At 71.5% G+C, this 21,867-nt stretch carries 23 protein-coding genes and 1 riboswitch; of the genes, 14 read left to right on the forward strand and 9 right to left on the reverse strand.

Going from position 1 to position 21,867, the window contains the following annotated elements; translation table 11 throughout:
- Nucleotides 1-469: 469 nt before the first annotated feature.
- From AB0M02_RS20270 to AB0M02_RS20300, 7 genes are all read left to right on the forward strand, one after another.
- On the forward strand, nt 470-2,617 hold the full coding sequence (locus tag AB0M02_RS20270; protein WP_364228969.1) for a primosomal protein N': 2,148 nt from the start codon (nt 470-472) through the stop codon (nt 2,615-2,617).
- 58 nt (nt 2,618-2,675) lie between these two features.
- The gene (def, locus tag AB0M02_RS20275) at nt 2,676-3,233 is read left to right on the forward strand and encodes a peptide deformylase (protein ID WP_364228814.1); all 558 of its coding nucleotides are present in this window, start codon (nt 2,676-2,678) and stop codon (nt 3,231-3,233) included.
- A gap of 4 nt (nt 3,234-3,237) precedes the next feature.
- Nucleotides 3,238-4,164, forward strand: a complete 927-nt coding sequence (gene fmt / locus AB0M02_RS20280; protein WP_364228815.1) for a methionyl-tRNA formyltransferase — start codon at nt 3,238-3,240, stop codon at nt 4,162-4,164.
- Nucleotides 4,161-5,630 carry a transcription antitermination factor NusB gene (locus tag AB0M02_RS20285; RefSeq protein WP_364228816.1) on the forward strand — a complete coding sequence of 490 codons (1,470 nt, stop codon included), beginning with the start codon at nt 4,161-4,163 and terminating at the stop codon, nt 5,628-5,630. The genes fmt and AB0M02_RS20285 overlap by 4 nt, the downstream gene beginning before the upstream one ends.
- A gap of 231 nt (nt 5,631-5,861) precedes the next feature.
- Nucleotides 5,862-6,539, forward strand: a complete 678-nt coding sequence (gene rpe / locus AB0M02_RS20290) for a ribulose-phosphate 3-epimerase (protein WP_364228818.1) — start codon at nt 5,862-5,864, stop codon at nt 6,537-6,539.
- 130 nt (nt 6,540-6,669) lie between these two features.
- Nucleotides 6,670-7,599 carry a response regulator gene (locus AB0M02_RS20295; protein ID WP_364228971.1) on the forward strand — a complete coding sequence of 310 codons (930 nt, stop codon included), beginning with the start codon at nt 6,670-6,672 and terminating at the stop codon, nt 7,597-7,599.
- A complete protein-coding gene (locus AB0M02_RS20300; RefSeq protein WP_364228820.1) occupies nt 7,600-8,244 on the forward strand; it encodes an HAD family hydrolase in 645 nt (214 codons plus the stop codon). It begins immediately after the preceding gene.
- On the opposite strand, the gene AB0M02_RS20305 is transcribed toward AB0M02_RS20300, so the two are convergent.
- Together AB0M02_RS20305 and AB0M02_RS20310 are read right to left on the reverse strand one after the other, a co-directional pair.
- The gene (locus AB0M02_RS20305; RefSeq protein ID WP_364228822.1) at nt 8,211-8,858 is read right to left on the reverse strand and encodes a lysophospholipid acyltransferase family protein; all 648 of its coding nucleotides are present in this window, start codon (nt 8,856-8,858) and stop codon (nt 8,211-8,213) included. The two genes, AB0M02_RS20300 and AB0M02_RS20305, sit on opposite strands and share 34 nt — an antisense overlap.
- Nucleotides 8,855-9,433, reverse strand: coding sequence for a TetR/AcrR family transcriptional regulator (locus AB0M02_RS20310; RefSeq protein ID WP_364228823.1), 579 nt, complete (start codon nt 9,431-9,433; stop codon nt 8,855-8,857). Before AB0M02_RS20310 ends, AB0M02_RS20305 begins: the two co-directional genes overlap by 4 nt.
- A gap of 63 nt (nt 9,434-9,496) precedes the next feature.
- Here AB0M02_RS20310 and AB0M02_RS20315 point away from each other — a divergent pair, with 63 nt between their 5' ends.
- The 7 genes from AB0M02_RS20315 to AB0M02_RS20345 all read left to right on the forward strand — a co-directional run bounded on the left by AB0M02_RS20315 (nt 9,497) and on the right by AB0M02_RS20345 (nt 15,397).
- Nucleotides 9,497-10,666, forward strand: a complete 1,170-nt coding sequence (locus tag AB0M02_RS20315; RefSeq protein ID WP_364228825.1) for an aminotransferase class V-fold PLP-dependent enzyme — start codon at nt 9,497-9,499, stop codon at nt 10,664-10,666.
- 56 nt (nt 10,667-10,722) lie between these two features.
- Nucleotides 10,723-10,896: riboswitch (FMN riboswitch) on the forward strand.
- Between the two features lie 132 nt (nt 10,897-11,028).
- Complete coding sequence (ribD, locus tag AB0M02_RS20320) at nt 11,029-12,087, forward strand: bifunctional diaminohydroxyphosphoribosylaminopyrimidine deaminase/5-amino-6-(5-phosphoribosylamino)uracil reductase RibD (protein WP_364228827.1); 1,059 nt, start codon at nt 11,029-11,031, stop codon at nt 12,085-12,087.
- On the forward strand, nt 12,088-12,687 hold the full coding sequence (locus AB0M02_RS20325; protein WP_364228828.1) for a riboflavin synthase: 600 nt from the start codon (nt 12,088-12,090) through the stop codon (nt 12,685-12,687). It abuts the gene before it with no gap.
- Nucleotides 12,680-13,891 carry a bifunctional 3,4-dihydroxy-2-butanone-4-phosphate synthase/GTP cyclohydrolase II gene (locus AB0M02_RS20330; RefSeq protein WP_364228829.1) on the forward strand — a complete coding sequence of 404 codons (1,212 nt, stop codon included), beginning with the start codon at nt 12,680-12,682 and terminating at the stop codon, nt 13,889-13,891. The genes AB0M02_RS20325 and AB0M02_RS20330 overlap by 8 nt, the downstream gene beginning before the upstream one ends.
- Nucleotides 13,892-13,936: 45 nt before the next feature.
- On the forward strand, nt 13,937-14,413 hold the full coding sequence (ribH, locus tag AB0M02_RS20335) for a 6,7-dimethyl-8-ribityllumazine synthase (RefSeq protein ID WP_364228830.1): 477 nt from the start codon (nt 13,937-13,939) through the stop codon (nt 14,411-14,413).
- A 35-nt stretch (nt 14,414-14,448) separates the two neighbouring features.
- Nucleotides 14,449-15,153: a DUF4253 domain-containing protein gene (locus AB0M02_RS20340; protein ID WP_364228831.1), complete on the forward strand. Its 705-nt coding sequence runs from the start codon at nt 14,449-14,451 to the stop codon at nt 15,151-15,153.
- Nucleotides 15,154-15,175: 22 nt separating this feature from the next.
- Nucleotides 15,176-15,397, forward strand: a complete 222-nt coding sequence (locus tag AB0M02_RS20345) for a hypothetical protein (RefSeq protein ID WP_364228832.1) — start codon at nt 15,176-15,178, stop codon at nt 15,395-15,397.
- Here AB0M02_RS20345 and AB0M02_RS20350 read toward each other — a convergent pair.
- The 7 genes from AB0M02_RS20350 to infC all read right to left on the reverse strand — a co-directional run bounded on the left by AB0M02_RS20350 (nt 15,376) and on the right by infC (nt 21,770).
- Nucleotides 15,376-15,591 (reverse strand): nuclear transport factor 2 family protein, encoded by a 216-nt coding sequence (locus AB0M02_RS20350; RefSeq protein WP_364228833.1) that lies wholly within the window; start codon nt 15,589-15,591, stop codon nt 15,376-15,378. The genes AB0M02_RS20345 and AB0M02_RS20350 overlap by 22 nt on opposite strands.
- 349 nt (nt 15,592-15,940) lie before the next feature.
- Nucleotides 15,941-18,403: a phenylalanine--tRNA ligase subunit beta gene (pheT, locus tag AB0M02_RS20355; RefSeq protein WP_364228834.1), complete on the reverse strand. Its 2,463-nt coding sequence runs from the start codon at nt 18,401-18,403 to the stop codon at nt 15,941-15,943.
- A 4-nt stretch (nt 18,404-18,407) separates the two neighbouring features.
- A complete protein-coding gene (gene pheS / locus AB0M02_RS20360; RefSeq protein ID WP_364228835.1) occupies nt 18,408-19,469 on the reverse strand; it encodes a phenylalanine--tRNA ligase subunit alpha in 1,062 nt (353 codons plus the stop codon).
- Nucleotides 19,470-19,633: 164 nt separating this feature from the next.
- Complete coding sequence (locus tag AB0M02_RS20365; protein WP_364228837.1) at nt 19,634-20,407, reverse strand: RNA methyltransferase; 774 nt, start codon at nt 20,405-20,407, stop codon at nt 19,634-19,636.
- Between the two features lie 73 nt (nt 20,408-20,480).
- Complete coding sequence (rplT, locus tag AB0M02_RS20370; protein WP_364228839.1) at nt 20,481-20,873, reverse strand: 50S ribosomal protein L20; 393 nt, start codon at nt 20,871-20,873, stop codon at nt 20,481-20,483.
- Between the two features lie 36 nt (nt 20,874-20,909).
- Nucleotides 20,910-21,104, reverse strand: coding sequence for a 50S ribosomal protein L35 (gene rpmI, locus AB0M02_RS20375; RefSeq protein ID WP_361022612.1), 195 nt, complete (start codon nt 21,102-21,104; stop codon nt 20,910-20,912).
- Between the two features lie 57 nt (nt 21,105-21,161).
- On the reverse strand, nt 21,162-21,770 hold the full coding sequence (gene infC, locus AB0M02_RS20380; protein ID WP_364228841.1) for a translation initiation factor IF-3: 609 nt from the start codon (nt 21,768-21,770) through the stop codon (nt 21,162-21,164).
- Between the last annotated feature and the right edge of the window lie 97 nt (nt 21,771-21,867).

A 21,867-nucleotide genomic window follows, 5' to 3' on the forward strand; every position in this document is an offset into this window, starting at 1 on the left:
TGTTCCGGCTTGCCCCGGCTCGTCCCGTTCCGGCTTGCCCCGGCTCGTCCCGTTCCGGCTTGCCCCGGCTCGTCCCGTTCCGGCTTGCCCCGGCTCGTCCCGTTCCGGCTTGCCCCGGCTCGTCCCGTTCCGGCCTGCCCCGGCTCGCCCCGCCTCGCCCCCCGCCCGCGTCACCCCGGGCGATTCCCGGTCGTGCCTGCGCCTGGCTGCGCGAAGCGCAGGAGTGCGCCGCCGACGCCTTTTGTGGATGTTGGGCGGGGGAGCCGGCTCTGGGCGGCTTGGTGGCCCGAGGTCTGTGACGGCGGTCCGCGGCGGCGGTGGCAGATAGAACGTTCGTTCTCCCGGCACTGTGTCGTGGGCGTGCGGCGGGGAATGTCAGAGGGGCCGGGCAGAATGTTCGGCGATGGCAGGTAAGGGGACGCGCAGCGAGCGGGAGCCGGCGGAGCGGCTGCCCGTGGCACGTGTCTGTGTGGATGTGGCGCTGCCGCATCTGGATCGGCCGTTCGACTATCTGGTGTCGGCTACCGATGACGAGGCGGCGCAGCCCGGTGTGCGGGTCAAGGTGCGGTTCGCCGGGCAGCTGGTGAGTGGGTTCCTGCTGGAGCGGGTGGAGAGCTCGGAGCACGGCGGGAAACTGGCCTACCTGGAGAAGGTGGTGTCGCCCGAGCAGGTGCTCGACCCCGAGGTGGCCCGGCTGGCGCGGGCGGTGGCGGATCGTTATGCCGGAAATCTGTCTGATGTGCTGCGGCTTGCGGTGCCGCCCCGGCATGCGCGGGTGGAGTCGCAGACCGTGGCGCCAGGGCGAGAGGACGCTGAGGCGGGTCCCGAGGAGGGGGTCCGGGCCGGCGTCGATGCGGGGATCCGGGCCGGCTCTGGGGACGGGGTTCGGGTCGGCTCCGGGGACGGGATTCAGGCGGGCTCCGGGGACGGGGTTCAGGCGGGCGTCGAGGAGGGGGTCCAGGCCGGGCCCGAGGCGGGGGTTCGGGGCGGCTCCGAGGCGGGGGTTCGGGGCGGCTCCGAGGCGGGGGTTCGGGGCGGGGCTGAGGCGGGGGTTCGGGGCGGGGCTGAGGTTGGGGGGTGGGACTCCTATGAGGCGGGGACCGCGTTTCTGCGGGCGATCGAGGAGGGGCGGCCCGCTCGGGGTGTCTGGTCGGCGCTGCCGGGGGAGGAGTGGCCTCGGCGGATTGCTGAGGCGGCGGCTGCCGCGGTGCGCGGGGGGCGGGGCGTTGTCGTCGTCGTTGCTGACGCGCGGGATCTGGGGCGGGTGGACCGGGCGCTGGGGGAGGTGCTGGGGGAGGGCCGTCATGTCGCTCTGAACGCGGCTCTGGGGCCCGCCGAGCGATATCGGCGGTTTCTGGCCGCCAGCCGTCACCGGGTGCCGGTGGTGGTGGGGACCCGGGCGGCGATGTGGGCGCCGGTGCCCAAGGTCGGGCTGGTGATGATCTGGGACGACGGTGACGACCTGCACGCTGAGCCGCGCTCGCCGTACCCGCATGCCCGCGACGTGCTGCTGACACGGGCGCAGCTGGCCGATTGCGCGGCGCTGGTGGGTGGGTTCGCGCGGACCGGTGAGGCGCAGCTGCTGCTGGAGACCGGGTGGGCCCGGGAGATCGTGGCGGCGCGGGTGACGTTGCGGCGGCGGGCGCCGGCCATCGCGCCGACCGGGGACGATCCGCAGCTGGCGCGGGACCCGGGTGCGGTGAGTGCGCGGCTGCCGAGTCTGGCGTGGCAGGCGGCGCGGCAGGCGCTGCAGGCCGGTGCCCCGGTGCTGGTGCAGGTGCCGCGACGGGGCTATCTGCCGTCGGTGGCGTGTGCTGAGTGCCGCACTCCGGCGCGGTGTCCGCACTGTTCGGGGCCGCTGGGCCTGCAGGGCGCCCGGGACGTCCCGATTTGTCACTGGTGCGGCCGAGCGAGTGCCGCGTACACATGCCCTGCCTGTGGCGAACGCAGGCTGCGCGCCTCGGTGACCGGGGCCAAACGCACGGCTGAGGAGCTCGGGCGGGCGTTCGCCGGTGTGCCGGTGCGCACATCCGGCCGGGACGAGATCTTGGACACGGTTCCGGCGGAGGCTGCACTGGTGGTGGCGACGCCGGGGGCCGAGCCGGTCGCCGAGGGTGGGTTTGGCGCGGTGCTGCTGCTCGACACGTGGGCGCTGCTGAGCCGGGCCGACCTGCGCGCCGCCGAGGAGACGATGCGCCGCTGGCTGAACGCCGCCGCGCTGGCCCGGAGCGCGCCCGACGGTGGCCGGGTGATCGTGGTCGCGGACGGCGGGCTGGCGCCGGTGCAGGCGCTGCTGCGCTGGGATCCCGGCTGGTTCGCCGCTCGTGAGCTGGCCGAACGCCGCGAACTCGGGTTCCCGCCGGCCGCGCGGATGGCGAGCGTCACCGGGCAGGCCGCCGCCGTCGCCGAGCTGTTGTCGCTGGCCCGGCTGCCGGACGGGGTGGAGGTGCTCGGCCCGGTGCCGGCCGCCGACGAGCAGGAGCGGATGCTGTTGCGAGTGTCGCGTTCCGGCGCTCACGCCCTGGCCAAGGCGCTGCATGAGGCCGCCGGGGTGCGCAGCGCGCGCAAGGCCCCGCTGACCGTGCGTGTCCAAGTGGATCCGGCCGACCTTTTCTGAGGATCGGCACTCCGTAAACTGGTCGTGTGCCGTTCACCAGAGTCAGGAGTACCACCGCGTGACCGTCCAGCCCATCCGTCTGTTCGGCGACCCGGTTCTGCGTACGCCCGCCGATTCCGTCACCGACTTCGACAAGGAACTGCGCAACCTCGTCAAGGATCTGATCGAGACCATGCAGGACGAGGGCGGCGCCGGACTCGCCGCGCCGCAGCTCGGCGTCGGTCTGCGGGTCTTCACGTTCGACGTGGACGACGTGGTCGGGCACATCGTGAACCCGACGCTCTCCTTCCCGGACGACGAGGAGCAGGACGGGCCGGAGGGCTGTCTCTCCATCCCCGGCATCTACATCGACACGAAACGCCGGCAGAACGTCGTCGCCAACGGCTTCAACGAGCACGGCGACCCGATCCAGCTGGTCGGCACGGGTCTGATGGCGCGCTGTGTGCAGCACGAGACCGACCACCTGGACGGGGTGCTCTTCCTGGACCGGCTGGACGCCGCCGCCCGCAAGGACGCGATGAAGCAGATCCGCACCGCGGAGTGGTACGACGCTGCCAAGCCGCCCACCGTCAAGGAGAGCCCGCACGGCCGGGGCATCTTCGGGCTGGGCCGGTGAGGGCATGCGCCTGATCTTCGCCGGTACACCCGCGGTTGCCGTGCCGAGCCTGGACGCGATCGCCGCCTCCGGGCACGAGCTGGTGGCCGTCGTGACCCGCCCGGACGCCCCGGCCGGTCGCGGGCGCCGGCTGGTCCGCTCGCCCGCCGGGGCGTGGGCCGACGAGCGCGGCATCGAGGTGCTCACCCCGGAGAAGCCGCGCGACCCCGAGTTCCAGGAGCGGCTGCGCGAGCTCGCGCCCGACTGTGTGCCCGTGGTCGCGTACGGTGCTCTGGTCCCGCCCGCGGCGCTGGAGATCCCGAAACACGGCTGGGTGAACCTGCACTTCTCGCTGCTGCCCGCCTGGCGTGGTGCCGCACCCGTGCAGCACGCCGTCCTGCACGGCGACGAGGTGACCGGCGCCAGCGTCTTCGAGCTGGAGGCGGGGCTGGACACCGGACCGGTCTACGGCACGCTCACCGATCAGATCCGGTTCAACGACACGTCCGGCGACCTCCTCGACCGGCTCGCCGTCGAGGGCGCGGGCCTGCTCGTGGCGGTGCTCGACGCGATCGAGGCGGGCACCGCGCGGGCGCACACGCAGCCGGCCGACGGTGTCACGTTCGCGCCGAAACTGACCGTCGACGACGCCCGGGTCCGGTGGGACGATCCGGCGTTCGCGGTGGACCGGCGGATCCGAGCCTGCACCCCGGCGCCGGGCGCGTGGACGACGTTGCGTGACGAGCGGCTCAAGCTGGGCCCGGTGCGGCCGGTGGCGAACGCGCCGCAGCTGAAGCCGGGCGAGCTGCTCGTGGAGCGCAAGCAGGTGCTGGCCGGCACGGCGACCACCCCGGTGCAGCTGGGTGAGGTGCGTGCGGCGGGAAAGAAACCGATGTCGGCGACCGACTGGGCGCGTGGCATGCGGATCGAGGCTGGGGAGAAGCTTTCTTGACTGAGCACAGGGCCTCGCGGCCGCACGGTGGCCGGCCGAGCCGGCCGAGCGGCCCGGGACACCCCCGCGACGGGCGGAGTGGGCGGGCTCCGCGGGGCGGTCGCCCGCCGTCGGATCCGGCACGGCAGGCGGCGTACGAGGCGATCGCCGCGGTGCATCGCGATGACGCGTACGCGAACCTCGTCCTCGGCGACATCCTGGGCGGGATGGGTCTGAGCGGCCGGGACGCGGCGTTCGCGACCGAGCTGACGTACGGGACGCTGCGTGCACTCGGCACCCTCGACCTGATCGTCGGGGCGGCCGCCGGTCGGGAGGTGGCGCGGATCGACCCGCCGGCCCGGGACGCGCTGCGCCTCGGGGCGTACCAGTTGCTCTACACCCGGGTGCCCGCGCACGCCGCGGTGAACCAGACGGTCGACCTGGTCCGTTCGGTGGCGCCGGGCGCGGCCGGGTTCGCCAACGCGGTGATGCGGACGATCTCCGAGACGCCGCTGGACGCGTGGCTGACGCGGGTGGCGCCGGACTACGAGACCGACGCGGTCGGCAACCTGGCCGTGGTCCACCACCACCCCGAATGGGTGATTCGCGCGTTCTCCGAGGCGCTCGGCGGCGACCTGGAGGACACCGCCCGGCTGCTGATCGAGGACAACCAGCCGCCCGTCGTGCACCTGTGCGCGCGACCGGGCCGGGCCGAGGCCGTGGACCTGGCCGACGAGGTGGACGGCGTGCCCGGCGCGTTCTCGCCGTACGCCGTCTATCTGAACGGCGGCGCGCCGCGCGATCTGGCCGCGATCCGGCAGGGTCGCGCACACGTGCAGGACGAGGGCTCGCAGCTGGTGGCGGCCGCGCTGCTGGCCGCGCCGATCGAGGGCCGGGACACCCGCTGGCTGGACCTGTGCGCCGGGCCGGGCGGCAAGACCGGCCTCATGGGTGCGATCGCCGCGGGCCGTGGCGCCGAGGTGACCGCGGTCGAGGTGGCCGAGCACCGGGCCCGGCTGGTCGAGCAGGCCACCGAGGGGATGCCGGTGACGGTGTTCCCGATGGACGGCCGGTCCGTCGGCCGCGACCCGGACCTGCCGGAGGAGTCCTTCGACCGGGTGCTCGTCGACGCGCCCTGCACCGGCCTGGGCTCGCTGCGGCGGCGCCCCGAGTCGCGCTGGCGCCGGACGCCGGCCGACCTGCCGCCGCTGACCCGCCTGCAGCGCGAGCTGCTGGTCGCGGCGCTGCGCGCGGTACGGCCGGGCGGTGTGGTGGCGTATGTGACGTGTTCCCCGCACATGGTGGAGACGCAGGTGACGGTCAGCGAGGGGTCCCGGCGCAGCGGCGTCGAGGTGGACTTCGTGGACGCCCGCCCGCTGCTGCCGCCGGGCATGCCGGGGCTGGGCCCGGGTCCGACGGTGCAGCTGTGGCCGCACCGCCACGGCACCGACGCCATGTTCCTGGCGGTGTTGCGCCGCACCAGCTGAGTCGATCCGGCTGGCGTTCACACAGGTTCCGTCCCCTGCCCACTTGCGCGAATGCCAGCCGGCTCTGGTCGGCCGGCGGTGAGGCAGGTCTGGTGGGGTGGAGGGCTGCGTGGGCGCCGGCCGGGTTCGGTGGCTGGCGGTGAGGCCGGTTTGGTGGGGCCGGGGCTGTGTGGGTGCCGGCCGGGTGTGTACCTCGTCTCGGGTTCGCGGGACAGGTCATAGACTCGCAGCGTGGAACGATCGCCGATCATCGCGCCGAGCATCCTCGCCTCCGACTTCTCGCGGCTTGCGGAGGAGGTGCACGCCATCGAGGGGTCAGCCGACTGGGTGCACGTGGATGTCATGGACAACCACTTCGTGCCTAATCTGACGCTCGGGCTGCCGATCGTGCAGAGCCTGCGGAAGGCGACCACGATCCCGTTCGACGTGCATCTGATGATCACGGACCCGCAGCGGTGGGCGCCGGGTTACGCGGAGGCGGGCGCCTACAACGTCACGTTCCACGCGGAGGCCTGCGACGACCCGGTGGCGCTCGCCAAGACGCTGCGTGCCGCCGGTTCCAAGGCCGGCCTGGCGATCGACCGGGACACCCCCGTCGAGCCGTACCTGGAGCTCCTGCCCTATGTCGACACGATCCTGATCATGACGATCAAGGCCGGTTTCGGCGGGCAGGCCTTCATGCCGGAGATGCTCGGCAAGGTGCGTGACGTGCGCCGCCGGATCTCGGTCAACGAGCTGGAGGTACGGGTCGAGGTGGACGGCGGCATCGCGGCGGACACCATCGAGCAGGCCGCCGAGGCGGGCGCCGACGCGTTCGTCGCGGGCACCGCTGTCTACGGCGCCGCCGACCCGGCCGAGGCGATCCGGAACCTGCGGGCGCTCGCTGCGGCGAAAATGGGGGTGGCGTGAGACGGTCTCGCGGGACCATCATCGAGATTCATGACACGGCGTAGTCCAGGAAGGTGCGATGAGCACGGCTGAGTCGCGACCCGAGATCGACCCTCTGGAGCTGGAACCGGAGACCGGCCCCGACCTGATCATGGTGGTCGACGACGACAAGGACATAGCCGGCTTCGTCGAGTTCAACCTCAAGATCGAGGGGTTCGAGGTGATCCGGGCCGGCAACGGCCAGGAGGCGCTCGACCTCATGGAGACGCACCGGCCCGACCTGGCGATCGTCGACTGGATGATGCCGCGGATGGACGGGGTCGAGCTGATCCGGCAGTTGCGCGCGGAGCCGCTGACGTCGGCGCTGCCGGTGATCATGTTGACCGCCAAGTCGATGACCGCGGACAAGGTCTACGGTCTGAAGGCGGGTGCCGACGACTACCTGGTCAAGCCGTTCGACACGTCCGAGCTGATCACCCGGGTCACCACCACGCTGCGCCGCAACAAGGAGTTCCGCGAGGTGTCGCCGCTGACCGGGCTGCCCGGCAACGCCCGGGTCCGCCGGGAGATCGGCGACCGGATGCGCGGTGGCGGCGAATACTCGGTGGGTTACATCGACATCGACCGGTTCAAGAGCGTCAACGACGTGTACGGGTTCGACCGCGGCGACGAGTTCATCCAGGCTCTGGCCCGGAGCCTGCAGCGGGCCGCCGGCGAGACCGGCAAACCGTCGATCTTCCTGGGCCACATCGGCGGCGACGACTTCGTGTTCATCTGCGCGCCGGAGCAGGTGCTGCCGCTGACCAAGCGGACTGTCACCGACTTCGAGCAGGTCGCCGACCGGCTGTATGAGTCGAAGGACGCGCAACGCGGCTACATCGAGGTGCCGGACCGGCGCGGCAACAAGCAGAAGGCCGCGCTGGTGACGCTCTCCATCGGGGTGGCGCAGACGACCGCGGACGGGCGGCGGTTCACCGACCCTCGGGTGGTGATCGCGGTGGCCTCGGAGATGAAGAAGGTCGCGAAGTCGCAGCCTGGTTCTTACGTGGCGATCGACCGGCGCCGGAGCGACTCCGAGTAGATGGACTACCGGGGGTACCTGGTCGACGTCTTCGGCACGCTGATCGAGGACGATGAGTCCCGCGTTCTGGCCGCCTGCAAACACATTTCGGAAATGTCAGAAATGTCGTTGGAGGCGGTGGTCGAGGACTGGGAGAACAGGATCTGGGCGGCGGCCGAGGAGGCGCACGGCCCCCGGTTCCGCTCGCTCGCCGAACTGACCGTCCGGAGTGTCGCGGAGACCGCGGCGCACTTCGGTGTGCGGATGGACGCGCGGGCGGTGTGGGCGCAGGGGCGAACGGCGCGTGCGTTCGAGGACGGCCTGCGGTTCCTGGAGACTGTCGACGCTCCGGTCTGCCTCGTGTCCGACGTGGACCGCGGAGATCTGGAACGGGTGCTGCTCCACCACCGGATCGTGGTGGAGGGTGTGGTGACGAGCGAGGACGCACGTGCCTACAAGCCGAGGCCCGAGCCGTTCCTGATGGCGCTGAACAAGCTCGGGATGGACCCCGGCGACGTCCTCCACGTCGGCGACTCCGTCGACGCCGACCTGGCCGGCGCCACCGCCCTTGAGATCGACACCGCCTTCGTCGACCGCCGGGGCCGCGGCCTTCCGGCCGGCGTCACCGCCACCTACGTGGTGCGGTCCCTGGATGAGTTGGCGTAGGCCGGCACATACTGCTGACCGGTCAGCCCCTGGATCCGGGAGATCAGTTCATCGGTCAGAGCGCGGATCGAAGCCGGCGCGCTGTCCGCGGCCGGCGGATCGATGGCCGGGCCGAAGGTGATGGAGACCGGTCGCAGGAGTGGGCCGCCCGGGGAGGTGCCGCGGATGCCGACCGGGACCAGTGGCACGCCGACCTGTGCGGCCAGGCGGACCGCGCCGGTGCGGCCGCGGTAGAGGCGGCCGTCCGGCGAGCGGGTTCCCTCCGGGAAGACGGCGACCAGGCCGCCGGCGCGGAGGATCGGGGCCGCTGCGTCGAAGGCGGTCAGGACGGCGCGGCCGCCGGCTCGCTCGACCGGGATGGCGCCCAGGCCGGTGACGATGCGGCGGGTGAGGGCGCCGCGTGGTCCGGTGGCGCGGAAGTACTCCGCCTTCGCCCAGAAGGCAATGTGGCGTGGCGTGGTGACGCCGAGGAAGAGCTGGTCGCCGACGGAGAGGTGGTTCGGGCAGAGGATGGCGCCGCCGGACGGCAGGTGTTCCAGCCCGCTGACGGCAGGCCGCCAGATCGTCCGGACCAGGGCGCCGAGCGTGTGGTTGGTGAACTCGTACAGGGTCATCCGGTGCCTCCCAGGTGGGCGTCGAGGATGGCGGCCAGGAACGGGGCGGGGTCGGAGGCGCCGGTGGCCAGCTGCAGCGTGCCCCAGTTGCGAAGCTGGGCCATGCCGTGCAGGGCGGACCAGAGCGCGCCGGCGGTCACCTCGGGCGCCCGGGGCAGGTCCGGCCGTGCCTCGGAGACCAGGTCCACCAGCAGCCGGAACAGTGGCAGGCTGGACTCGCGCAGGCCCAGGTATCCGCTCTGCAGCAGGTCGTGGCGGAACATCAGCTCGAACATGCTCCGGTTGGCGTCGGCGAAGCGCACATACGCCCCGGCCAGCGCGGTGATCCGCGCACGAGGCTCGGCGGGGCAGAGCGCCAGGGCGCCGGTGATCTCCCGGGACAGGTCGGCGAACCCCGAGCGGGCGATCGCGGAGAGCAGCGAGAGGTGGGTGGGGAAGTAGCGGCGCGGTGCGCCGTGCGAGACGCCGGCGCGGCGGGCGATCTCGCGCAAGGACAGGGACCCGGCATTTTCGGTACGCAGAAGCTCCGCACCCACGCGGACGAGCCGAGCCCGTAAGTCGTCGTCAGTGGGCATAGACACTGTCTACCAGCCCAGCGTAGACAGTGTCTACCCGGCCGGGTGTGGCAGGGTGCGGATATGGATGTCGACGCTCTGCGGGCGATCACGCCCGGCTGCAAGCACCGGATCCACCTCAACAACGCCGGCGCGGCCCTGATGTCGCAGCCCACCCTCGACGCGATGACCGCGCACCTGCGGGCCGAGGCCGAGGGCGGTGGTTACGAGGCGGCGGACGCGGCCCGTGACCGGATCGGCGACGCCTATGCGGCGCTGGCCGACCTGCTCGGCGGCCGGCCCGACGAGATCGCCCTCTTCGACAACGCGAGCCATGCCTGGCAGGCGGCTTTCTACTCGCTGCCGCTGAGTGCGGGCGACCGGATCCTGACCAGCCGTGCCGAGTACGGCAGCAACGTCCTCGCCTACCTCCAGGCCGCGCGGCGGACCGGGGCAGAGGTGGTGGTCGTCCCGAACGACGAGGACGGCCAGATCGACACCGCCGAGCTCGCGCGGCTGATCGACGACCGGACCCGCCTGATCGGCCTCACCCACGTGCCCACCTCCGGCGGCCTGGTCAACCCGGCGGCCGAGGTGGGCCGGATCGCGCGGGCGGCCGGCGTGCCGTACCTGCTGGACGCCACCCAGTCGGCGGGCCAGTTCCCGGTGGACGTCGAGGAGATCGGGTGCGACGCGCTCTGCGGCACCGGGCGCAAGTTCCTGCGTGGCCCGCGCGGCACCGGCTTCCTCTGGATCCGGGAGTCGTTCCTGGACAGTCTCGATCCGCACGTCGCCGAGATCCGGTCGGCTACGTGGGACGGCGCTCGGGGCTTCACGTGGGTGAAAGGCGCGCGGCGCTTCGAGACGTGGGAGAACAGCTATGTCAACACGATCGGGCTCGCGGTCGCCGTACGCCAAGCGCTTGATCTTGGTCTTGAAGAGATCGGAAAGCGAGCCTTCCAGCTCGGTGCCCGGCTGCGTGCCCTGCTCGACGACATCCCCGGTGTCACCACGCACGACCTGGGAAGCACGCGGTGCGCGATCGTGACCGCGAAGCTGGACGGGGTGGACTCGGCGGACGTGGTGACCAGGCTGGCTGCGGCCGGCGTCAACGTGACGGCGACCGAGCCGCTGGACAACCAGTTCGACAACGAGTTCCGCGACGTGCATCCGATGGTCCGGTTCTCGCCGCACTACTACAACACCGACGACGAGCTGGAGTACGCCGCCGCGCTGGTCCGGGATGTGAAGTAGCTCGCCTGGGAGATGGCAAATCCGCCGTCTCGTGCAAGACTCGGGGTTGACCCACCACGCGCTGGCGGGACTCGGTGAAATTCCGAACCGGCGGTGATCCGACGCGTTGCGTCGGTAAGCCCGCGACCCGGACGCCTTCCACAGGCGGACGGTGGACCTGGTGAGACTCCAGGGCCGACGGTTGATCAGGCGGTCGCCTGATCAGACAGTCCGGATGGGAGACAGCGCGCGGAATCGGACGGGTCGTGCCCTCGTGGCGCGATTCTCGCCGGGGTGCGCGAAGCGTACCCTGCTGTCCGATTCCCGGCGTTATCTCCCGAACCCTCCGCGCGTGATCGTGCCGCGCGAGAGGAAGAGCACCGATGGTGACCGAGGACGAGGCGATGCGCCGCGCGATCGCGCTGGCCGGCCGTGGCCTCGGCACGACCAGCCCCAACCCGGTCGTCGGCTGCCTCCTGCTCTCCGCGGACGGCGAGGTGGTCGGTGAGGGTTTCCACGCCTATGCGGGCGGGCCGCACGCCGAGATCGTCGCCCTGGCGCAGGCCGGTGAGCGGGCCCGCGGCGGTGTCTGCGTGGTCACCCTGGAGCCGTGCAACCACACCGGGCGCACCGGTCCGTGCTCGGAGGCGCTGATCGGGGCCGGGGTGCGCCGCGTGGTGATCGCGGTCGACGACCCGACGCCGGTCGCGGCCGGCGGGGCGGCCACGTTGCGGGCCGCGGGGATCCAGGTGGCCACGGGGGTACGCCGGGCGGAGGCCGAACTCGGCAACGTCGCCTGGCTGACCGCCGTGCGGCGGGGCCGCCCCTATGTGACCTGGAAGTTCGCGGCGACCCTCGACGGGCGATCGGCCGCCGCCGACAGCACGAGCCAGTGGATCTCGTCGGCCGAGTCGCGCACCGACGTGCACGTCCTGCGCAGCACGGTGGACGCGATCGTGGTGGGCGTCGGCACGGTCCTCGCCGACGACCCGCAACTCACTGTCCGGGACCTGCGCGACGGCACTCTCGCGATCAAACAACCGCTCCGCGTGGTGGTCGACTCGTTTGCCCGTACCCCCGAAAACGCCCGCGTGCGCGACGCGGCCGCACCCACCTGGATCGTCACCGCGGCCGCCGCCGGCGCCGGACCGGACGGCCGCGTCGATCTGAACGCGCTGCTCACCGGGCTGTATGCGCGAGGCGTGCGCAACGTCCTGCTGGAGGGCGGCCCGACGCTGGCCGGCGCGTTCCTGGAGGCCGGCCTGGTCGACCGGGTGATCGGTTACATCGCGCCCAAACTGCTCGGCGCCGGCCGCGCCGCACTGATCGAGGCCGGCGTGGGAACGATCGCCGACGCGATCGAGCTGGACCTGACCGACATCGCGCAGATCGGCGGAGACCTGCGTTTCACAGCATCCCTGAAGAACAACAAGGAGAGCTGAATGTTCACGGGCATCGTGGAAGAGCTCGGCGAGGTCGTCCGCCTCACCGGGGGCAGCGAGGATTCGGCGGTCATCGCGGTGCGCGGGCCGCTGGTCACCTCGGACGCGAAGGACGGTGACTCGATCTCGGTCAACGGCGTCTGTCTCACCGTGATCGACAACGTGGACGGCGTCTTCACCGCGGACGTGATGGGGGAGACGCTGCGCCGCTCCTCACTCGGTGTGCTCCGGACCGGCAGCAACGTGAACCTGGAGCGCGCCGCCACCGTCGGCAGCCGGCTCGGCGGTCACCTGGTGCAGGGTCACGTCGACGGCGTCGGCAAGGTCGTCGGCCGCGAACCGGCCGACCAGTGGGAGGTGGTCACCTTCTCGCTTCCCGCCGAACTCGCGAAATACGTGGTGGAGAAGGGTTCGATCACCGTGGACGGGGTGTCGCTGACCGTCATGGCGGTCACCGCGGACACCTTCTCGGTCGGGATGATCCCGGCCACCTCCAAGCACACCGTGCTGGGCAGCAAGGACATCGGCGAGCCGGTCAACCTCGAGGTGGACGTGATCGCCAAGTACGTCGAGAAGATGCTGGGGAGCCGCAATGTCTGAGAGCATCGAGCGCGCGATCGCCGAGATCAAGGCTGGCCGGCCGGTGATCGTGGTGGACGACGAGGACCGCGAGAACGAGGGAGACCTGATCTTCGCGGCCGAGCACGCCACGCCGGAGCTGGTCGCGTTCATGGTTCGCTACACGTCCGGGTACATCTGCGTGCCGATCACGGAGGACGAGGCCGACCGCCTCGACCTGCCTCCGATGTACCACACCAATCAGGACCAGCGGGGGACCGCGTACGCGGTGGCCGTCGACGCCCGGACCGGGGTCAGCACCGGCATCTCCGCCGCCGACCGCGCCCGGACGATCCGTCTGCTCGCCTCCGCCGACACGCAGCCGGGCGACCTGTCCCGCCCGGGACACGTCGTGCCGCTGCGGGCGAAGAAGGGCGGCGTGCTGCGCCGGCCGGGTCACACCGAGGCCGCCATCGACCTGGCCGAGCTGGCGGGTCTCCGCCCGGCCGGGGTCCTCTGCGAGATGGTCAACGACGACGGCACCATGCAGCGCCGCCCGGACCTGGAGAAGTTCGCCGCCGAGCACGACCTCGTGCTGATCACGATCGCTGAGCTGGTCACCTACCTGCGCGAGAGCCAGGAGCGCCGCCAGGTGCAGCGGGTCGTGGAGACCGCCCTGCCGACCGAGCACGGCGTCTTCACCGCCGTCGGCTACCGCACCGAGGCGGACAGCGGCGAGCACGTCGCGCTGGTCTACGGCGACCTCGGCGACGGCGAGGACGTGCTGGTCCGGGTGCACTCCGAGTGCCTGACCGGAGACGTCTTCGGCTCCAAGCGCTGCGACTGCGGCCCGCAGCTCGACGCGGCTCTGGAACGGGTCGCGGCGGCCGGGCGCGGGGTGGTGCTCTACATGCGCGGGCACGAGGGTCGCGGTATCGGGCTGCTGCACAAGCTTCAGGCGTACCAGCTGCAGGACCGCGGGTTCGACACGGTCGACGCGAACCTGGAGCTGGGTCTGCCGGCCGACGCCCGTGACTACGGCACCGGCGCGCAGATCCTCTACGACCTGGGCGTGCGGTCCATGCGGCTGCTGACGAACAATCCGGCCAAGAGGGCCGGGCTGGAGGGGTACGGGCTGCGCGTCACCGGCCGGGAGTCGCTGCCGGTCCGGCTGCACCCGGAGAACGTCCGGTACCTGCGGACGAAGCGGGACCGGATGGGTCACCTCTTCGAGGCGTTGGGCTGACCAAGTCCCCATTTCAGGGGAAAATAACGAAAAAGGGGGACTTACATGGCCGGCTTCGGTGATCCGCACATGCAGACCGTCGACGCGGCCGGGCTCACGCTCGGCATCGTCGGCTCCCGCTGGCACAACGACCTGGTCGAGCACATGATCGACCGGGCGAAGGCGGCGGCCGAGGCCTGCGGTGTCCGGGAGGTGTTCGTGGCCCGCGTGGCCGGGTCCGTCGAACTTCCGGTGGTCGCGCAGGCGATGGCCCGCAAGTACGACGCGGTGGTCGCCCTGGGTGTTGTGATCAAGGGCGAGACACAGCACTTCGAGTACGTGTGCGACGCCGTCACCAGCGGCCTCACCCGCGTGTCGCTGGACGAGAGCACGCCCGTCGCCCACGGCGTGCTCACCGTGCAGAGCCTCGGGCAGGCCCGGGACCGGGCCGGTCTGGAGGACTCGATCGAGGACAAGGGCTGGCAGAGCGCGGTCGCTGTGCTGGACGCGGCCCTGGCTCTCCGCGAGGTCGAGAAGGCGTAGGGGAATCGTCGTACCCCGGGTCTACGCTCCCGGGCATGCTCAGCATCGACACCGATCCCACCGGCGGCGCGTGGGAGTCGCCCACCGACGGGCTCCGGCTCGGCCCGGCGCCGGAACCCGGCTGGTGGGCCACCCTGCGCGCCCAGCACGAGCGCACCGGATGGTGGCCGCTGCTGCTCGGCGCCCTTTCCGAGCGTGACCCCGGCCGGCCCTGGCGCGACCCCGGCGACCTGCACCCCGGGCAGATCAAGTCCCGGCCGGAGGATCACTATCCCGGCGCGCTCCTCGGCGGCTGGGCCGGTGACGACTGGTCCGGGCTGGCCAGTCCCGGGATCCTCCAGGAGGATCCCGGTGAGCGCGCCGATCGGCTCGCCGACGAGATTCTGGCCCAGCGCTGCCTCGCCCTGCCGCGCATCGGCCTGATCCGCTCCGGCCGCGGCGCCGACACGATCACGGACGTCGCGTGGACCGGCCCCACCAACTTCGAGAACGACACCGCCAAGATCTCGGCCGTGCTGCGGAACTGGGAGGACCGGTTCGGCGCGCGGCTGATCGGGGTCGGCTTCGATGTTCTCTACCTCTCCGTCGCCGCGCCGCCCGTCGATGCCGGGCACGCCCTGGCCGTGGCCGCCGAGCACTACGCGTTCTGCCCCGACAACGTCGACCAGGGCTCCGGCGACCTGGAGGAATATGCGTCGGACCTCCTGGACGCCCCGGTCTGGAGCTTCTGGTGGGACTGACCCGGGACCGTACGATGTGGACATGAAGGGACGGATTCTCCGCGACCTGACCCTGTCCGATCTCACCATGGTCGGCCCGTTGATTCTGGCGGTGCCGGCCTTCGCGCGGGCCGCGTGGGCGGATGACGCCCTTGCCCGCTGGGCGTGGATCGCCGTTGGCGTGACCATGCTGGTCGTGTGCGGGACCTATCTGATCTGGGCCTGGCGGCGCCGGCATCAGCTTCAGGAGGAGACCCAGCGGTAGATCTGGCCGTCCCGCAGCTCGTGCTCAGCGGCCGGCGCGGGTGGAGGGCCCGCGGCGAGGCGGGCGAAGACGTTGTTGCGGCCGCGGATGGTTCGGCCACCCTCGGTCCAATGCAGGTAGGGATGCAGCAGCTGAATCAGGGCTGCCCGGTCGTCTCGCTCCGCCGCCGCCAGCACCTCCGCCACGATGTCCACGATCCACCCCTCGTCATCGCGCCGCCGCACCGGCGGGAGCTGTCAACGTCCACAATCCGCCGGTTGCCCGGCGCTCTCCTAGATCTTGGGCGCCCAGACCGCTCCGGACCGGTTGCGGTGGTCAAGGTTGCGTGGCGGTGCTGGATCTTGGGCGTTCGGGCCGTCCAGCGGTGGCTTCGGCGCCCACGATCCTGCCGAGCGGGGCGCGAAAGGGGGCGGGGAGGTGCGGAGGGTGCGGCGTGGAGGTGAGTGTGCGGACGCGAGGGGTGGACACCGGGTGGGGAATGCGGGGTGTGCGACCTGTGGGGTGTGGGTGGGCCGCCGGCTGGAGGGCCGGCGGCCCGGGAGGTCAGGCGCCGCGGAGGACGGCTCCGAAGCGGGAGGCGGTGACGGCCACGGCGGCGTCGCGGGCGGCGATCGTCTCCTCGGAGGTCAGGGTGCGGTCCGGGGCGCGGAACGTCAGCTTGTAGGCCAGCGAGCGTTTGCCCTCGCCGAGTTGCGACGACTCGTACACGTCGAACAGGGCGACCGATTCCAGTAGAGATCCGGCGCCCTCCGAGAGCGCCGCCTGCACCTCGGCCGCGGGGACCGTCGCGGGAAGGACCAGCGCCACGTCGATCAGGGCCGGCGGGAACGTGGAGATCCGGGGCGCGTCGACGACCGGGACGGACGGGAGCGCGTCGAGGTTCAGTTCGGCGGCGGCGGTTCGCTTCGGGAGATCGAAGGCGGCGATCACGGCCGGGTGGAGCTCGCCCGCGTGGCCGGTGACCTGGCCGTCGACCAGGATCTCGGCGCAGCGGCCCGGGTGCCACGGGGCGTGTTCGGTTGCGCGTACGGTAATCCGGTCTTCGGGAATTCCCGCCGCGGAAAGCGTGACGCGCGCCGCCTCGATGGCGTCCGCCCAGCTCGCGGGACGGCCCTCGCCCCACCACCCGGCCGGCTCGACGTCGCCGGCCAGCACCACCGCGAGATGCCACGGCTGCGCCGGGACGATCGTGTTCGCCGCGGCCCACTCGTCGTCGGTGGGACGCCGGTCGACGCCCAGAACCGGCGGCGCGGCAGCGGTCAGGTGCGGCAGGAACACCGTGCCGGTCTCGAAGAGCGCGACGTCACGGCGTCCCCGGCCCAGGTTGCGCTTGAGCGTGCCGAGCAGCGGCGCGAGGAGGCTGGTCCGCAGCAGCGGCTCCTCCTCGGAGAGCGGGTTGGTGAGACGCACCGCGCTGCGCCGAGGGTCCGAAGGCGGCAGGCCGAGGTCGTCGGCGACGGACGGGGCGACGAAGGGGTACGAGAGGACCTCGACGTATCCGTTCTCGGCGAGGGCCCGGCCGATCGACCGGCGGCGCTTCTGTGCCGCGGTGAGCCCGTTGCTGCTGCCGGCGGGCGGTAGCACGCTCGGGATGTCGTTGTAGCCGCCGAGCCGCGCCACCTCCTCGACCAGGTCGATCGGGGCGAGCAGGTCGGGACGCCAGCTGGGCGGCACCACGGTCTCGCCGTCGACCGAACAACCGATCTTGGCGAGGAGGGAAGCCACCCGGGCCGGTGAGTAGGGCAGCCCGATGATCCGCGAGGGCAGGTCAGAGGGCAGCGTGATCGGCGCGGGCGGGACCACGTGGTTGATGTCCAGAACCCGCTCGTCGACGGTGCCGCCGGCGTGCTCGACCAGGATCTGGACCGCGCGCTCCAGGGCCGGCAGCGCGGCCTGCGGGTCCACGCCGCGCTCCCAGCGCTTGGCGGCCTCGGAGAACAGCCGGTGCCGCCGCGCGGTGCGGCCGACCATGATCGGGTCCCAGTGCGCGGCCTCCAGGAGCACGTCCACCGTGCCCGGCTGCCACTCGCTGGTCTCGCCGCCCATCACCGCCGCGAGGGAGATCGGCCCGGTCTCGTCGCAGATCACCATGTCCTCGGCGTCGAGCACGCGGGCCACGCCGTCCAGGGTGGTCAGTTTCTCGCCGGGGTGGGCGCGGCGCACCACGAGGCCACCGCGGAGCCGGTCCAGGTCGAAGACGTGCATCGGCTGGCCGTACTCGAGCATCAGGTAGTTCGTGATGTCGACCGGCAGCGAGATGGTCCGGATGCCGGCCGCGACGAGCCGCCGCTGCATCCACTCGGGAGAGGCCGCGGCGGGGTCGATGCCACGGACGACGCGGGCAGCGAACCGGTCACAGCCGACGGTGTCCTCCACCGTCACATCCCAGGGATCCCCGCCTGACAAGTCCGAAATAACCGGAATAACGGGATCGGTGAACGGCACGTCGAAGTGCACGGCGAGCTCCCGGGCGATGCCCCGGACACTCATCTCGTAGCCCCGGTCCGGGGTGATCTCGACCTCGATCAGCACGTCGTCGAGCCCGACGACGGGACGAGCGTCCTCACCAGGTGTCCCCGAGGGGAGCACGATGATCCCCGCGTGGTCACCCGAGAGCCCGAGCTCGGCGGCCGAGCAGATCATGCCGTTCGAGTTGTGACCGTACGTCTTCCGCGCCCCGATCTTGAACCCGCCCGGCAGCTCGCCCCCGGGCAGGATCACCACGACCAGGTCGCCCTCGGCGAAGTTCGTCGCACCACAGACGATCTCCTGCGGAGCGTCACGGCCGACGTCCACCGTGCAGAACCGGATCGGCTTCTTGAACCCGGTCAGCTCCTCGATCGTCAGCACCCGGCCGACCACCAGGTCACCGAGGACCGTGGCGGCCTGGTCGACGATGCCCTCGACCTCCATGCCGAGGTTGGTCAGCGCCGTGTCCAGCTCCGAAGCGGTGATCCCCGCGGGCAGCTCGACGTACTCGCGCAGCCACGACAGTGACGTCTTCATCGCTTCAGGACTCCATTCCGAAGTTCGTGGTGAACCGCACGTCGCCCTCGACCATGTCGCGCATGTCGGAGACGCCGTTGCGGAACATCAGGGTCCGCTCGACGCCCATGCCGAATGCGAAGCCCGAGTAGCGCGCGGGGTCGATGCCGCAGGCGACCAGCACCCGCGGGTTGACCATGCCGCAGCCGCCCCACTCGACCCAGCGCGGGCCGTCGCGGTGCTGGGCGAACCACACGTCGAACTCGGCGGACGGCTCGGTGAACGGGAAGTAGTGGGGACGCCAGCGGGTCCGCGCGTCCGGCCCGAACATCGCCTTGGCGAAGTGGTCCAGGGTGCCGCGCAGGTGGGCCATCGTGATGCCCTCGTCGATGACCAGGCCCTCGATCTGGTGGAAGACTGGGCTGTGGGTGGCGTCGAGTTCGTCGGTCCGGTACGCCCGGCCGGGGCTCACCACGTAGATGGGCGGCTGCCGGTCGAGCATCGTGCGCACCTGGCCGGGCGACGTGTGCGTGCGCATGACCAGCCCGGGTACGTCCACGAAGAACGTGTCCGAGGAGCCGCGCACCGGGTTGTCCGGCCCGATGTTGAGCGCGTCGAAGTTGGCCCACTCCAGCTCCAGCTGGGGACCGTCGACGATGTCGTAGCCCATGCCGATGAACACGTCGCCCATGTGCTCCATGAGCGTGGTCAGCGGGTGCCGGGCGCCGCGCGGGCGGCGGGACCACGGCATGGTGACGTCGACGCGCTCCTCGACCAGGACACGGGCGGCGCGGTCGGCCGTGAGCTCCGCCTGACGGGCGTCGTAGGCGGCCTGCACGGCCTGCCGGGCGACGTTGACCCGTTTGCCGGCGTCGGACTTGGCGGCCGGCGGCAGCGAGCCGATCTCGCGGCGGGCCAGCGAGACGGGCGAGCGGTCACCCAGGTGCGCCGGTTTCAGGACGAAGAGGGCGTCGAGGTCACCGGCAGCGGCGAACGCCTTCTCGGCGTCGGCCACGGCGGCTTCGAGAGCCTCGGGCGCGAGCAGGGCGGCCTGCTTCGGATCGTACGGATCGTTGCGGTAGGACATGGTCGGGCTTACTCCCTAACACCGGATGGCCATCGGGCAGTCTACGGAGGCACGGCTGGGCCGTAGCCCGCCGGTCAGGGAGTTGCGCGCAGAAGTGTCAGATCCGCGGCCCGCGACCAGCGGGCCGTATAAACAGGTGACCTGACATGCGGCCCAGCATACCGTCAGCGCTGGGCGCGGGCCGACGCATATAGGCACACCGCGGCGGCCGCGGCCAGGTTGAGGCTCTCCGCTCCGCCGTAGATCGGGACACGTACGCGCCGATCAGCCGCTTCCAGCGCGGAGGAAGGCAGTCCGTGGGCCTCCGAGCCGAAGAGCCAGGCGGTCGGTTCGGCGAGGAGACCGCCGTCGAGCAGCGAGTCCACGTCGTCCTCGCCGGTGCCGCTGGTGGCGAGGACCTGCAGGCCGTTGTCGCGCAGGAGGTCGAGGACGGACAGTGAGGCGCGGACCACGTCGACATGGAACAGTGAGCCGGCTGAGGCGCGTACACATTTGCCGTTGTAGGGATCCACGGCGTCGCCGGCAAAGATCACCGCGCTCGCACCCGCCGCGTCGGCCGTGCGCAGCACGGTGCCGGCGTTACCCGGATCCCGGATCTCCGCCACCACCGCGACCAGCCGCGGGCTTTTCGCCAGCGCGTCGCCGAGCGGCACGTCGATCTGCTCGCAGAGCGCCACCAGTCCCTGCGGGTGGACGGTCTCGGCGAGCGCCGCGAGGGCGTCGTCGGTGATCGGCGAGACCTCCGGAGCCTGCGTGGCGAGGTCGGCGTAGCGGTCCAGCGCGGCGCCGGTGCCGAACAGTTCCAGCACCGCGCCGGCGGCGAGCGCCTCGCGAACGGCCTGCGGCCCTTCGGCGAGGAAGCGGCCACTCTGATCGCGATCCTTACGGCGTTGCAGGCGCCGGGCCGCGACGATTCTGGGGGTACGAGGTGTGAACATCAGCTCCGACTCCGCGAAAAGCGAACGCCCCCCGGCTCGTGCCGGGAGGCGTCCGTGAACGTGCTACGCGATATCAGGCAGCCTGAGCGGCGGCGCCGCCGGTGCCCTCGGCCGCGACAGCCGCGCGGGCGATCTCGACGATGCCCGCGAAGGCGGCCGGGTCGTTGACCGCGAGGTCGGCCAGGATCTTGCGGTCGACCTCCACCTCAGCCAGCTTCAGGCCCTGGATGAGGCGGTTGTAGGTCATGCCGTTGGCCCGGGAGGCCGCGTTGATACGCGTGATCCACAGCTGGCGGAAGTCGCCCTTGCGGTCACGGCGGTCGCGGTACGAGTACTGCATCGAGTGCAGCACCTGCTCCTTGGCCTTGCGGTACAGGCGGGAACGCTGGCCGCGGTAGCCGCTCGCGGTCTCGAGCAGGGTGCGGCGCTTCTTCTGGGCGTTTACCGCCCGCTTGACGCGTGCCATTTCAAGTACTCCTTAGGGGAACTGGTCAGGCGCGCGTCAGCGGCCCAGAAGCTTCTTCACTCGCGGGGTGTCGGCCTTGGCCACGGTGACCGTGCCGGTCATCCGGCGGGTGACGTGGGAGCTCTTGTGCTCCAGCAGGTGACGCTTGCCGGCCTGCTCGCGCACGATCTTGCCCTTGCCGGTGACCTTCACCCGCTTACCCATGCCGGTGTGGCTCTTCATCTTCGGCACTTGACGCCTCTTTCTGATCTTTTCCCCGCGACCGGGGGGACGCGGGGAAAAAGCTGTCTACTCTGCTGCGGTGTTCTCGGCTACTGGGGCCGGGGCCTCGGCAACGTCGCCTTCACGCGGTTCCCGCGGCGGGCGTGCGTTGGCGGCGACCGTCGCTGCCGCCGCGGCCTTCGTGGCCCGGTGCGGAGCGAGCACCATGATCATGTTCCGGCCGTCCTGCTTCGGGCTGGCCTCGACGAAACCGAGTTCGGAGATCTCCTCGCTGAGTCGTCGCAGAAGCCGGAACCCCAGCTCGGGGCGGCTCTGCTCGCGACCGCGGAACATGATCGTCACCTTGACCTTGTCGCCCGCCTTGAGGAACCGCACCACGTGACCCTTCTTGGTCTCGTAGTCGTGCGGATCGATCTTCGGGCGGAGCTTCATCTCCTTGATGACGGTCTGCTGCTGGTTGCGCCGAGCTTCGCGGGCCTTGAGTGCGCTCTCGTACTTGAACTTGCCGAAGTCCATGAGCTTGCACACCGGCGGCCGCGCCATCGGAGCAACCTCGACCAGGTCCAGATCGACGTCCGCGGCCAGCTGGAGAGCACGCTCGAGCGGCACGATGCCGACCTGCTCACCCTCCGGACCGACCAGGCGGACCTCACGAGCCCGGATCTGTTCGTTCACGCGTGGTTCGACGCTGATGGGGCCTCCTCAGAACGTTTCCCTCACCCGCCAGGCGGCGGGTGATGCCAATGTCGGTCGGCCCCGAGTGTCCCGCCGG

This window comes from Actinoplanes sp. NPDC051861, assembly GCF_040681145.1.
Taxonomy (GTDB): Bacteria; Actinomycetota; Actinomycetes; order Mycobacteriales; family Micromonosporaceae; genus Actinoplanes.